Genomic DNA, 13,653 nt, shown 5'->3' on the forward strand with positions numbered 1-13,653 from the left:
CGACGATGCTGCGTTTCACCGCCCCCCTTCTCGCCGCCGCCTGCGCGATGGCGCTGGCCATGCCGGCCCTCGCCGAAACCAAGGTGCCGGGCGATCCGCATGCCAATGATCCGGTCGGCATCGTCGCCGATCCCTGCCCCACCCACGAGAAGCCGAGCGACGAGGCCGGCTGGAAACTGTGGAACCTGCACATGCTGACCCGCGATTTCGGGCAGCTGTGCCGCTATGCCGCCGCCAACAAGGCGATCGAGGGCCAGAAAGTGCGGGTCGTCTTCATGGGCGATTCCATCACCGACAACTGGATCAACCTGGACCCGACCATGTTCCAGAACGGGCTGGTCGATCGCGGCATCAGCGGCCAGACGACGCAGCAAATGCTGGTGCGCTTCCGCAATGACGTGATCGCGCTGAAGCCGCAGGCGGTCCACATCATGGCGATGACCAACGACATCGCCGGCAATACCGGCGCGGCGACGATGGAGACGGTGCTGGGCAATATCCAGACCATGGCCGATCTCGCCCGCGCGCACGGCATCAAGGTCATCATCGCCTCCGTCCCACCCGCCGCCGCCTTTCCCTGGAGCCCCGGCATGACGCCCGCGCCGCAGGTCGCCGCGATCAACAAGTGGCTGGCCGACTATGCCCGCGCCAATGGCTTCACCTTCGTCGACTATCACAAGGCGATGGCGCAGCCCGATGGCGCGATGAAGCCGGGCCTGTCGAGCGACGGCGTCCATCCGACCAGGGAGGGCTATGCCATCATGCGCCCGCTGGCCGAGGCCGCGATCGCCAAGACATTAGGAGCCAAGTGATGCAGGATTTCGGACGCCGATCCTTTTTGGCGGGCGCCGCCGCGCTGGGCCTTGCCAATGCTGCCCGCGCCGCCAGCCCGATGGGCACCGCCAAGGGCCCGGTGCAGGCAAGCTGGCCCTCGCTGGTCAGCAATTACCGCTATCCCGACTGGTTCCGCGATGCGAAGCTGGGCATGTGGTCGCACTGGGGGCCGCAATCGGTGCCGGCGCAGGGCGACTGGTATGGCCGCTTCATGTATATGCAGGGCCACCCGATGTACGAACATCACCTCAAGACCTACGGCCATCCGTCGGTCGCGGGGATGAAGGACATCCAGAATCTGTGGACCGCCGACAAGTGGGATCCCGATGCGCTGATGGCCAAATATCAGAAGGCCGGCGCCAAATATTTCATGGCGCTGGCCTGCCATCACGACAATCTCGATTGTTATGACAGCCGCTATCATGCCTGGAACAGCCTGCGCGTCGGGCCGAAGAAGGATATTGTCGGCATCTGGGAACAGGCCGCGCGCAAGGCCGGCCTGAAATTCGGCGTGTCGAACCATGCCGCCCATGCCTGGCACTGGTATCAGCCCGCTTATGGCTATGATCCGGTCGGCCCGCAGAAGGGCGTGCGCTATGACGCGTTCCGGCTGCGCAAGGAAGACGGCAAGGGCCAATGGTGGGATGGGCTCGACCCGCGCGAACTTTACACCGGCGGCCATGCCGTGCTGCCCGACGGCATCGACACGATCGAGGCGATGGACAAGTGGCACGACGCCAATAACGGCCAGTGGATCGAGACCGGGCCGAAGGATGATCCGGCCTATGTCACCCGCTGGCTGCTGCGCCAGACCGACCTGGTGGCGAAATACAAGCCCGACATGGTCTATATGGACGATCATGAACTGCCCTTCGGCCCCGTGGGGCTGGAAGCGGCGGCGGACTATTATAACCGCTCGATCGAATGGCACGGCAAGATCGACGTGGTCATGACCGGCAAGCAGTTGAAGCCCTATGCCCGGTTCGGCATCGTCCAGGATGTCGAGCGTGGCTATACCGACCATATCTGGGACGAGCCCTGGCAGACCGATACCTGCATCGGCGACTGGTTCTACAATATCGCCCGGCTGACCGACAAAAGCTACAAGAGCGCCGAGCAGGTAATCCAGCGGCTGGCCGATGTCGTGTCGAAGAACGGCAATCTGATGCTGTCCATCCCGCAGCCCGGCGACGGCTCCATCGACAGCGAGGCGGAGAAGATCCTGGACGCGATGGCCGGATGGATGGTGCATGGCGGCGAGGCGATCTTCGGTTCACGGCCGTGGAAGCGCTATGGCGAAGGGCCGACCCAGGCGATCGTGGGTATGCAGAATGAGGAGAAGGCCAAGCCCTTCACCGCGCAGGACATCCGCTTCACCACCAACAAGGGCGCGCTCTATGCGCTGTTCCTGGGCAAGCCCGCCGGATCTACGACCATCCGCTCACTGGCGCGCGGCCAAGGGACTGGCACAATCGAGCGGGTGACGCTGCTCGGTGGCGGCCAGCTTGCCTTCCGTCAGGATGGCGCGGGCCTCCACTTCACCATGCCGCACGGCATCGATTTCGTCCCCGCCGTCCGCATCGACGGCCGGGGTCTGGTTTAATGCAAGTACAGGGAATGACTGGGATGATCGCAAAGGGCTTCAAGGCAAGACTGGCGGGGATCGCATTGGGTGCATCCTGCATCGCCATCGCCGCACCGGCGCTGGCCGCGCCGATGGCGCTGCTGGACCGCAATGGCAGCCGGGTCGCGATCGAACCCTATGCCCCCAATATCGTGCGCGTCACCATCGCGATGGACCCCGACCTGGCGCAGGCGGCACCGGGCGAAGGCCCCAATGCCAAGGCCGATGCCAGCGGCTGGACCCATAGCAGCGACGCGAGCGGCGACATCTTCACCTCCTCGGCGATTTCGCTGACGATCGATGCCCAGCCCTGGCCCGGCGCGCCGACCCAGATGCAGCGCTATTTCGCCCCGGCCCTGCCGCCGGTCAGCCTGTCGGTGAAGGATGCCAGCGGCACCGTCCTCACCAAGATGACCGGCTGGGAAATGGCGCCCGTGACCGTCAATGGCGAGAAGACCTTCAAGGTCGGCGCCAGCTTCGACGCGCCGCTGGACGAGCATTATTACGGCCTGGGCCAGAACCAGGAAGGCTATATGAATCTGCGCGGCAAGCAGATCGACTGTTCGCACAGCTATGACGCGCCGGCCGGCGAGACCGTCTGCGTCCCCTTCCTGGTCACCAACAAGGGCTATGGCATCGTCTGGGACAATCCGGCGCGCACTTTGGTGTGGCCGGGCCTGCACAATTCGACCCGCTTCCAGAGCCAGGTCGGCGAGCGCGTCTCCTTCTTCGTCATCACCGGCAAGACGACCGATGACCTCTATGCCGGCTATGCCAAGCTGACCGGCGCGACGCCGCTGCCGCCCAAGGCCGGTTTCGGCCTGATCCAGAGCAAGGCGCGCTACGAAAGCCAGAAGGAACTGCTCGACGTCGCCAATGGCTATCGCCAGCGCAATCTGCCGCTCGATATCATGGTGCTCGACTGGTTCTACTGGACCCGCATGGGCCAGCTCGACATCGACCGCACCTATTATCCCGACCCCAAGGGGATGAACGACCAGCTCAATGCCATGGGCATGCGGTCGATTATCAGCGTGTGGCCGCGGTTCGAGCGCGAAGGCCGCTATTTCGAGTTCCTCAAGTCCAAGGGCTGGTTCCTGAAGGACAAGGACGGCAATCCGGTCGACGGCCTGCCGATGCGGTCCGACCGGGCCGGCGCGCTGATCGACAGCACCAATCCGCAAGCGCGGGAATGGTTCTGGGGCAAGCTGCGCGACAATATCGCGAGCCAGGGCTTCGACTGGTTCTGGCTGGACGAGACCGAGCCGGATCTGGTGCCGGACGGCTATTTCTACTCGATCGGTTCGGGCGACCGCTATCATAACCTGTTCCCGCTGGTGCATACGTCGGGCGTGGCCGAAGGCTCGGAGCGCGACCGCCCCAATTTCCGCAACATGATCCTGGCGCGCGCCGCCTATCTGGGCTCGCAGCGCAATGGCGGCCTGTTCTGGTCGTCGGACATCAAGTCGACCTGGGAAGCGCTCGACCGGCAGGTGCCCGCCGGCCTCAACTTCACTGCGTCGGGCCTGGCCTATTGGGGTAGCGACATTGGCGGCTGGCAGTGGCCGAGCGGCCCGAAGGCGCAGCATCCGGTGCTGCTCGATCCGGCCGGCATGACGGCGGCGGGTGCGGACTATACCGATTATCCCGAACTGTTCGTGCGCTGGTTCCAATATAGCGTGTTCACGCCGACGCTGCGCATCCATGGCCAGCGCCCGGACACGGAATTGTGGACCTATGGCAAGGCGGCCGAGCCGATCCTGGCCGACTGGCTGCGCCTGCGCTACACGCTGATCCCCTATATCTATGCGCTGGGCCGCCACACCTATGACACCGGCGCGCCGTTCATGCGCGGCCTGTTCATGGACTTCCCAAACGATCCCAAGGTGTCGGACATCGGCGACCAATATATGTTCGGCCCCGCCTTCCTGGTCGCCCCGGTGACCAAGCAGGGCCAGACCAAGCGGTCGGTCTATCTGCCCGCCGGCACCGCCTGGTATGATTATTGGACCAACCAGAAATATGAGGGCGGCCAGACGATCGAGGTGGATGCGCCGATCAACCGCATGCCGCTGTTCGTGAAGGCCGGTTCTATCGTGCCGATGGGCGTGCAGGTGAAGAGCACGGCCGAGAAGCAGGCCTTGGAAAGCATCCGGGTTTATCCGGGTGCCGACGCGCGCTTCACCCTTTATGACGATGACGGCACGACCAATGCCTATCGCAAGGGCGGCATGAAGGCCGAGCTGGTCTGGGACGACAAGGCAAAGACGCTGACGAGCAAAACGAAGCTGCCCACCGGCCAGGCCATCAGCGGCCTGGTGCAGATCGTCGGTCAATAAGGAGACAAAGAAGATGACGGGTATCAATCGCCGCGAACTGGGCCTGGGCCTGGGTGCCGCCGCGCTGGGCGCGGGCCTGGCCGGCAGCAGCAGTGCGAACGCGCAGGCCGCAGCCGCGGCCGCCGGCGCGCCGCAGGGCAGCCTCGCCTTCCCCTCCGACTTCCTGTGGGGCTGTGCCACCGCATCCTATCAGATCGAGGGCGCCGTGAACGCCGATGGCCGCGGCCAGACCAACTGGGACGTGTTTTCCCACACGCCCGGCAAGGTCGCCAATGGCGACACCGGCGACGTCGCCTGCGACAGCTATAACCGCTATCAGGACGATATCGCTCTGCTGAAGGCGCTGGGCGTCAAGGCCTATCGCTTCTCGATCGCCTGGTCGCGCATCTTCCCCAATGGCCGGGGCAAGCCCAATGCCAAGGGGCTGGACTATTATAACCGTCTGGTCGACGGGCTGCTGGCGGCGGGCATCACCCCGCATGTCACCATGTTCCACTGGGATCTGCCCCATGCCCTGCCGGGCGGCTGGCAGAATCGCGACACCAGCTATGCTTTCGCCGACTATGCCGGCTATACCGCCGGCAAGCTGGGCGACCGCGTCAATCACTTCATGACGGTCAACGAACTGCGCTGCTTCACCGATCTCAGCTACATGACCGGCGGCAAGGCGCCGGGCCTGAAGCTGCCGATGAAGGAAGTCAATCAGGTGCGCCACCATGGCGTGCTGGCCCATGGCCTGGGCGTACAGGCGATCCGCGCCGCGACCAAGTCGGGCACGCAGGTCGGCATTGCCGACAATCCCAACATCTATGTCCCCGCGATTGAGACGCCCGAGCATATCGAGGCGGTGAAGAAGGCCGTGCGCGAAGAGAACGCCATGTTCCTGACCGCGATCATGGAAGGTCGCTATATCGACAGCTACCTGACTGCGCAGGGCAAGGATGCGCCGGTGGTCAAGGAAGGCGACATGAAGCTGATCGGCGCGCCGATCGATTTCCTGTCGGTCAATGTCTATACCGGCAACACCGTCCGCGCCGACGACAGTGCGCCGTCGGGCTACAAGATCCTGCCCCATCCGGGCCAGGCGCCGCGCATGCCCTCCCCCTGGCTCTATGTCACGCCCGAGGTCATCTATTGGGGGATGCGCGCGATCAGCGAGAACTGGAAGCCCAAGGGCCTCTACATTTCCGAAAATGGCTGCTCGGCGGACGACAAGGTGGCCGAAGACGGCAAGGTCTATGACACCGACCGCGTCATGTATCTGCGCAATTACCTCACCCACCTGCAGCGCGCGACCCGCGAGGGCATTCCGGTGAAGGGCTATTTCGTCTGGAGCCTGATGGACAATTTCGAGTGGGAAGACGGCTATACCAAGCTGTTCGGCATCCACCATGTCGACTTCAAGACCCAGAAGCGCACGCCCAAGCTCAGCGCCGACTGGTATCGCGAACTGGTGCGCACCAACAAGCTGGTGTGACCCTAGCGCCGCCGCCATCCCCTTGCGGATGGCGGCGGCGACCTAAAATTCCACGCCATATCGACATATGGCGTCGCATGGGCATTATCCCCTCGCATTGCCGGCCGCTGACTCGCGCCGCGTAATGTTCAAGAGAGATAAGGAGTTACCCATGACGATGTCGCCGCTGTCCCGTGCCTCCCGCGCCGCCTGGCGGACGCTGGCCTGTGCCGGGCTGCTGTCCGCTTCCGCCCTGGCCGTGGCGGCCACGACCGCGCCGCAGTTCGACGTCGCGCGCATCGTCAACGACATCAAGATCCTGGCCAGCGACGAGTTTGAAGGCCGTGGCCCGGCGACCCGCGCCGAAACCAAGACGATCGACTATATCGCCAAGCAGATGGCGGCGGCCGGGCTGAAGCCCGCCGGCGACAAGGGCACATGGTTCCAGGACGTGCCGCTGCGCATGTCGAACATCACCGGCACGCCCAGCCTGTCGATGACCGTGGGCGGCGCGGCCCAGCCGCTGACCCAGGGCACGGAAATCGCCGTGCGCGCGGCCGAGACCGGCCAGTCGGCGGTCAAGTTCGCCAACCTGCCGCTGGTCTTCGTCGGCTATGGCGTGAAAGCGCCCGAACGCGGCTGGGACGATTTCAAGGGCGTGGACCTTAAAGGCAAGATCATGGTCGTGCTGGTCAACGACCCCGATTTCGAGGGCGGCGAAGGCGATTTCGGCGGCAAGCTGATGACCTATTATGGCCGCTGGACCTACAAGTACGAAGAAGCCGCGCGCCAGGGCGCGGCCGGCGTGCTGGTGGTGCATGAAAGCGAGCCGGCCTCCTATGGCTGGGCGACGGTCAAGAACAGCAACACCAACACCATGTTCGACATCGTCCGCGCCGATCCCAAGAGCGCGCACACCCAGATGGAAGGCTGGATCCAGAAGGATCTGGCGGCCAAGCTGCTGGCCGCGTCGGGCGTCGATTTCGAGGCAGCCAAGGCGGCCGCGCGCAAGAAGGACTTCAAGCCCATAGCGCTGAAGGCAACGATGAGCGCCGACTATGCGGTGAAGTCGGAAATCATCACCTCGCACAATGTCGCGGGCATCCTACCGGGCAGCAAATATCCCGACGAGACCGTCATCTATTCGGCGCACTGGGACCATCTGGGTATCGGCGCGCCGGACGCGAAGGGCGACACCATCTATAATGGCGCGCGCGACAATGCGTCGGGCACCGCCGCCCTGCTGGAACTGGCCCGCGCCTATGCCAAGGGCCCCAAGCCCGAGCGCAGCGTGCTGTTCCTGGCGGTGACGGCCGAGGAGAAGGGCCTGCTGGGGTCGGAATATTATGCCGACAATCCGTTGCGCCCGCTGGCGACCACGGCCGGCGTCATCAACATGGACGGCCCCTTCGCCGCCGAGAAGACGGTCAACTTCTCCATCTCCGGCGCGGCGAAACTGGACCTGCTGACCCTACTGACGCAGGAAGGCGAGAAGCTGGGCCGCCATTACACGCCGGATGCGCGCCCCGAAGCGGGCAGCTTCTACCGGTCCGATCATTTCCCGATGGCCAAGCGCGGCGTGCCTGCCATCTCGTTCAATCCGGGCCGCGAACTGGTGAATGGCGGCGCGGCGCGCGGCAAGGAACTGGGCGATATCTATACCCGCGATCGCTATCACCAGCCGGCCGACCAGTATGACGACAGCTGGAACACCAGCAGCTGGGAAGGCGACATGACCCTGCTCTACAATGTCGGTCGCCGCGTGGCCGACGGCCATGACTGGCCCAACTGGTCGAGCGACAGCGAATTCCGTGCGGCCCGCGACGCCAGCCAGGCGCAGCGCAAGTAAGATGTGAGGCGTGGCGGCCGGTGCCTACCGGCCGCCATGTCATATCGGCAGTTCGTGGGTCGACTTGATTTCCGACAGGGCGACCGTCGAGTTGATTTCCTGGACGCCGGGCAGCTTGCTCAGCCGTTCGAAGAAGAAGCGTTCATAGGCCTCGATATCCTTGGCCACGATGCGCAGCATGAAATCCATCGTGCCGAGCAGCACGAACGCCTCCAGCACTTCGGGAAAGCCGCCGATCGCGGCGCTGAATTCGTCCAGATTGGCGCGGCCATGGGCGTTGAGCTTTACCTGGGCGAAGACCTGGGCATTGAGGCCGACCTTGCGCCGGTCGAGCAAGGCCACCCGCTTGCGGATCAGCCCTTCCTTTTCCAGCCGGTCGATGCGGCGCCAGCAGGGCGACGGGGTCAGCCCGACCTTGTCCGCGATCTCCGCCGTGGTCTGGCTGGCATCGCGCTGCAATTCGCGGAGAATCTTCCGCTCGAAATGGTCGAGTTCGATCATATTTTCCTACATATCGTCGATGACGGGATAATTCATCCTCATATTGGCGGTATCGGGCTTCAAATCAGGCAAGATTCTTCTCTGGCGACCGGCGATAAGGCGGCATCATCCCGAGGAGAAGAATATGGTTTCCCGTCCTGCCCGCCTGAACCCGCCGATGCAGTCGGTGCGGCTGCTTGATCCCGCCAGCGGGCTGGACGGCGTGATTGCCATCCACAGCACCGCGATCGGGCCGGGCGCCGGTGGCTGCCGCTTCTGGCATTATGCCGACATCGGCGCGGCGCTGGACGATGCCTGCCGCCTGGCCGAGGGCATGAGCTACAAGAATGCCATGGCCGGCCTGCCCTTCGGCGGCGCCAAGGCGGTGCTGCGCCGGCCCGAAGGCGAGTTCGACCGGGTCGCGCTGTTCCAGGCGTTCGGCCGCGCGGTCGAGGAACTGGGTGGCACCTATGTCACGGCCGAGGATGTCGGCACCAGCGTCGCCGACATGCAGGCGGTCGCCAGCCAGACCCGTCATGTTGCCGGGCTGGACGTAGCCGAGGGCGCGGCCGGTGGCGATCCGTCGCCCTGGACCGCGCTGGGCGTGTTCGAGGCGATGCAGGCGGCCGCGCGCCAGTCTCTGGGCGCAGAACTGTCCGACCTGACGGTCGCGGTGCAGGGCACCGGCAATGTCGGCGCGGCGCTGTGCCGTCGCCTGGCCGATGCCGGCGCCCGACTGGTGATCGCCGACATCGATCCGCGCCGCCGCAACACGCTGGCCGCCGTGCTGAACGCGAATGTGGTGGACGTGGCCGACATCGCCGCGGTCGAGGCGGACATCTTTGCCCCCTGCGCCCTGGGCGGCGCTCTGGATCCGCAGAGTGTGGCGGCGATGCAGGCGCGCCTGGTCTGCGGCGCAGCCAACAACCAGCTGGCGACGCCCGATGTGGCGGAGCTGCTGCGGTCGCGCGGCATCGTCTATGTGCCCGACTATGTCGCCAATGCCGGCGGCATCATCAGCGTGTCGGCCGAATATCTGGGCGAGGACCGCGCCAGCGTTGCTGCCCGCGTCGACCAGATCGGCGGCCGGGTCGCCCAGATACTTGACCAGGCCAAGCGCGAGGAGCGCTCCCCCGCACTGGTCGCCGACGAAATGGCCGAGGCCATCATCGGCGAGGCCGAACGCCAGGCGGCGTGATTGCAAACTCCCCCTCTGCGCTGTCGGTCAGTCCCGGCAGCGCAGGGTGGCAAGCGCCGCCAGCAGCATGACGGCGCCGGCAAAGGCCATGGTCCAGATCGGTTCGGTCGGGAAGAAATGGCGCATGATCGTGCCCATCACCGTCGCCACCAGCAATTGCGGGATGACAACGAAGGCGTTGAACAGCCCCATATAGATGCCGAGCTTGGTCTGCGGCACGCTGGAGGCGAGCATCGCATAGGGCATGGCAAGGGTCGAGGCCCAGGCGATGCCGATCGCCACTTCCGACAGTAGCAGCGCCTGTGCATCGCGCAGGACCAGGAAGGACAGGAAGCCGAGCGCGCCAAGCGTGAGCGCCAGCGCATGGGTCCGGGCCTGGCCGATGCGGCGGGCGAGCGGCTGGAGCAGGAAGGGCGCGGCGAAGGCAGCGACGCCATTATAGGTGGCAAACAGAATGCCGACCCAATTGCCCCCTTCATTATAGGCCGCGCTGGTCGGGTCGGCCGATCCGAAGACATATTGGGCGACCACCGGCGTGGTATAGATCCACATGATGAACAGCGCCGACCAGGTGAAGAACTGGACCAGCGCCAGCTTCTTCATCATCGCCGGCATGGTCGCGAAATTGCCGACCACATGGCTGAGCAGATTGTCGGTCCGCCCCTGCGCATGGAGGCCACGCGCGACGATGCGGGCGATGCCATAGGCCGCAAGCAGCCCGCCCAGCAGATACAGCTCCTTTTCCAGCGCCCAGCCCCAAACGGCGGCGATGATGGCAAGGCCAGCGACGATCCAGAGCGGACCACCGGCGGGGACCGGCGGCGCCTCCTCCCGGTTTGCCGCTTCGCTGGCCTGGGCAAAGCGGGCCATCTGCTCGGGCGAATATTCGCGGGTGGTGAGCACGGTCCAGAGCACGGCGAGGAACAGCGCAGCGCCACCGATATAGAAGCTGATGCGCACCGTGTCGGGGATCATGCCGGCGGGCGCGACATTGGAGACGCCCATCTGGTCGAGCAGCCAGGGGGTGGAGGAGCCGATCACCGCGCCGGTGCCGATGAAGGCGGTCTGGATCGCATAGCCGGCCATATGCTGTTCCTTCGCCAGCATGTCGCCGACAAAGGCGCGGAACGGCTCCATCGAGACGTTGAGCGAGGCGTCGAGAATCCAGAGCATCAGCGCGGCGGCCATCAGGCCGGGCGCATTGGGCATGCCGAACAAAGCGAGTGCCGCGAACAGCGCACCGGCGAAGAAATAGGGCCGACGGCGGCCGAGGCGGCACCAGGTGCGATCGCTATAATGGCCGATCACCGGCTGGACCAGCAGGCCGGTCAGCGGCGCAGCGATCCACAGCAAGGCGAGATTGTCGAGATTTTCCCCCAGCGACTGGAAGATGCGCGACATGTTGGCGTTCTGCAGCGCGAAGCCGATCTGGATGCCGAAGAAGCCGAAGCTGATATTCCACAGCCCCCAGAAGCCCTGGCGCGGCCGGCCATCGGACGTCGTCGCGCCCGTTTCCAGCCCCATCTCATTCATCCCGGCCATCCCCATCCTTCGCCTTAACTTCGCACATTTCCCGCACATTTTGACATTAAGTTGCGAGCGCCTGATCCTATCGGAAAGTCTGCGTGCATGCGGTCACGCAGCCTATCAAGCGCAGGCGGAATAGGACAGCCGGGGGCTGTTGATCGCCCCCTTCGATCCTGCGTCATCCTGACGAAAGTCAGGATCCATTCGGCGCGACACCTGCGAGCGAGCGCTGAATGGATCCCGGATCAAGTCCGGGATGACGGTAGGAACAGAAGAGGCGTCAGCCTTCACCGCTTGCGCTTGCCGCCGCTGGCGACGAAGCGGATCGCCTGGCCGCCACCCGGCGCCAGGTCGAGGCTGAGGACATCGCCCTTCTTCACCTGCTTCTTTTCGATCACGATCGCGTGGCGTGCCTCGGTGCGATAGTCGGCGCCGGGGCCGTCGCGGTAGATTTCGGCGGTGTAGCTGCGGCCGGCATCGAGGAAGTCGAGCGTGACCTTGGACGAGCGCGCCTGTTCATCGCCGACCGCGCCCAGATACCAGTCGTCGCTGCCCTTCCCCTTGCGCGCGATGGTGACATAGTCGCCAACCTCGCCATTCAGGGCGCGGGTGTCGGACCAGTCGGTCGGCACATCCTTGATGAACTGGAAGGGGCCGGGATATTTGGCGTAATTTTCCGGCGTGTCGGCCGCCATCACCACCGGCGAATAGAGGACGACATAGAGGGCGAGCTGCTTGGCGATGGTCGAGTGGATGGTGCTGCCTTCCGAACCCGACAGGCTGAGCACGCCGGGGGTGAAGTCCATCGGGCCGCCCAGCAACTGGGTGAAGACCAGGTTCGCCTCATGCTCGGGCGGGTTCTTGCCGCCGACCCAGGCATTATATTCCATGCCCCGGCCGCCTTCGCGCGCGACCCAGTTGGGATAGGTGCGGCGGAGGCCCGTGTCCTTGACCGGTTCATGGCTGTCGATGCTGACATGATATTTGGCGGCGGTCTGCACGACGCGCAGATAATGGTTCACCATCCACTGGCCTTCATGCCATTCGCGATGCTTCGCGCCATCGGCGTCGACCCGCTCGATCTGGCCGGCGTCGGTGACATAGCCGGTCTTCACCACCTGCTCGCCATGGTCGGCCGCCCATTTGAAGGCGCTGTCGAGCTGGCCGTCATAATGGCTGGCCGAACCGCCGGTTTCATGATGGCCGATCAGGGTGACGCCCTTGGATTTCGCATAGGCGGCAAGGCCGTCAGCGTCGAAATCCTCGGTCGGCTGCGAGAAGTTCATTTCATTGCCGTTGCCGAACCAGTTGCCGTCCCAGCCGACATTCCAGCCCTCGACCAGCACGGCGGGGATGCCGCTGGCAGCGGCGAAATCGATATAGCGGCGGACATTGGCGGTGGTGGCGCCATGTTTGGGACCGCGCGCCCAGCTCCATTCGCCCTTGATCATGTTCCACCAGACGCCGACGAACTTGCCCGGCTTGATCCAGCTTGAAACGTCGCCGAGCTTGTTCGGCTCGTTCAAGTTCAGGATCATGTGGTTCATGTAGAGGCCGGCGGCATCGTCGGCGACGGCGATGGTGCGCCAGGGGGTGGAGAAGCCGGCGTCGCGCGACACCTTGGGCGCGCCCGCCCCCGGTGTCAGATCGGCGCGGAACGTGTTGCCCTCGGCACGGGCGAGATTCATGCCGGCATAATCGACCAGCGCGGCCTCATGCAGGGCGACATGGGTGCCGTCGGCGAGCTTGACCGTCATCACCGTCTGAGCGGTGCCGACCGCGTCGAGCGGGGTGCGGTTGTAGAGATATTCCTCGCGATTCCACTCATAAGCGGGCTTCCACCAGGCCGTGCCGCCCTGCGCGAAGGCGAACTGGGTCAGTTCCTCGGCAATGTTGGCGTGATGGAGATTGGCCTGGTCGGGCAGGCTGTAGCGGAAGGCGACGCCGTCATCGAACAGGCGGAAGGTCACGTCCATTTCGCGCTGGAGATCGCCCTTCTCGCGGAAACTGAGCTTCAGCTCATTATGATGGTCGCGGATGGTGGTCCATTCACCCCAGGGCTGGGTCCAGCTGGTGTCGCTGCTGGTCTGCTTGGCATCGGCCAGCGTCAGGTTGCGTTCGATCTTGGGGGCGTCGGTGAACAGGAAGCCGAGGCGGGAATCGGCGATCAGCGGCTTGCCGTTGCGCTGCACGGCATAGCTGGGGCGCCCCTCGCCATCGAGGCTGATGGTGAGGGTGATATGGCCGTCGGGTGAGGATGCCCTGGCCACCACATCGGCGCGCGCGGCGGTAGGCGCGAGCGCCAGGGCGATGAGAGGCAAGGTGAGCGCGGTCAGTCGCGTCATG

10 protein-coding genes are annotated in these 13,653 nt (G+C 64.8%); 7 read left to right on the forward strand and 3 right to left on the reverse strand.

Features of this window, described 5'->3' with window-relative positions; all coding sequences use genetic code 11:
• Positions 1–5 precede the first annotated feature (5 nt).
• The 5 genes from HH800_RS17110 to HH800_RS17130 all read left to right on the forward strand — a co-directional run bounded on the left by HH800_RS17110 (position 6) and on the right by HH800_RS17130 (position 8,102).
• Entirely contained in the window at positions 6–812 is an 807-nt protein-coding gene (locus tag HH800_RS17110) for an SGNH/GDSL hydrolase family protein (RefSeq protein ID WP_169863360.1), read from the forward strand.
• Positions 812–2,437, forward strand: a complete 1,626-nt coding sequence (locus tag HH800_RS17115) for an alpha-L-fucosidase (RefSeq protein ID WP_169861805.1) — start codon at positions 812–814, stop codon at positions 2,435–2,437. The genes HH800_RS17110 and HH800_RS17115 overlap by 1 nt, the downstream gene beginning before the upstream one ends.
• Positions 2,438–2,460: 23 nt before the next feature.
• Positions 2,461–4,797, forward strand: coding sequence for a TIM-barrel domain-containing protein (locus tag HH800_RS17120; RefSeq protein WP_169861806.1), 2,337 nt, complete (start codon positions 2,461–2,463; stop codon positions 4,795–4,797).
• Positions 4,798–4,810: 13 nt separating this feature from the next.
• Positions 4,811–6,274 (forward strand): GH1 family beta-glucosidase, encoded by a 1,464-nt coding sequence (locus tag HH800_RS17125; protein ID WP_169861807.1) that lies wholly within the window; start codon positions 4,811–4,813, stop codon positions 6,272–6,274.
• A gap of 151 nt (positions 6,275–6,425) precedes the next feature.
• Positions 6,426–8,102 (forward strand): M28 family metallopeptidase, encoded by a 1,677-nt coding sequence (locus HH800_RS17130; protein ID WP_169861808.1) that lies wholly within the window; start codon positions 6,426–6,428, stop codon positions 8,100–8,102.
• A gap of 39 nt (positions 8,103–8,141) precedes the next feature.
• Here HH800_RS17130 and HH800_RS17135 read toward each other — a convergent pair whose 3' ends face one another.
• Positions 8,142–8,603, reverse strand: coding sequence for an Lrp/AsnC family transcriptional regulator (locus HH800_RS17135; RefSeq protein WP_004208390.1), 462 nt, complete (start codon positions 8,601–8,603; stop codon positions 8,142–8,144).
• Between HH800_RS17135 and HH800_RS17140 the strand changes: the two genes are divergently transcribed.
• Both HH800_RS17140 and HH800_RS17145 read left to right on the forward strand, forming a co-directional pair.
• On the forward strand, positions 8,586–8,783 hold the full coding sequence (locus tag HH800_RS17140; RefSeq protein ID WP_169861809.1) for a hypothetical protein: 198 nt from the start codon (positions 8,586–8,588) through the stop codon (positions 8,781–8,783). The genes HH800_RS17135 and HH800_RS17140 overlap by 18 nt on opposite strands.
• On the forward strand, positions 8,728–9,780 hold the full coding sequence (locus HH800_RS17145) for a Leu/Phe/Val dehydrogenase (RefSeq protein ID WP_037509145.1): 1,053 nt from the start codon (positions 8,728–8,730) through the stop codon (positions 9,778–9,780). Before HH800_RS17140 ends, HH800_RS17145 begins: the two co-directional genes overlap by 56 nt.
• Positions 9,781–9,807: 27 nt before the next feature.
• On the opposite strand, the gene HH800_RS17150 is transcribed toward HH800_RS17145, so the two are convergent.
• Complete coding sequence (locus HH800_RS17150) at positions 9,808–11,313, reverse strand: MFS transporter (protein WP_169863361.1); 1,506 nt, start codon at positions 11,311–11,313, stop codon at positions 9,808–9,810.
• 281 nt (positions 11,314–11,594) lie between these two features.
• On the reverse strand, positions 11,595–13,652 hold the full coding sequence (locus tag HH800_RS17155; RefSeq protein WP_169861810.1) for a glycoside hydrolase family 97 protein: 2,058 nt from the start codon (positions 13,650–13,652) through the stop codon (positions 11,595–11,597).
• Position 13,653: the final 1 nt, after the last annotated feature.

It is taken from the genome of Sphingobium yanoikuyae, assembly GCF_013001025.1.
Lineage (GTDB): Bacteria > Pseudomonadota > Alphaproteobacteria > Sphingomonadales > Sphingomonadaceae > Sphingobium > Sphingobium yanoikuyae_A.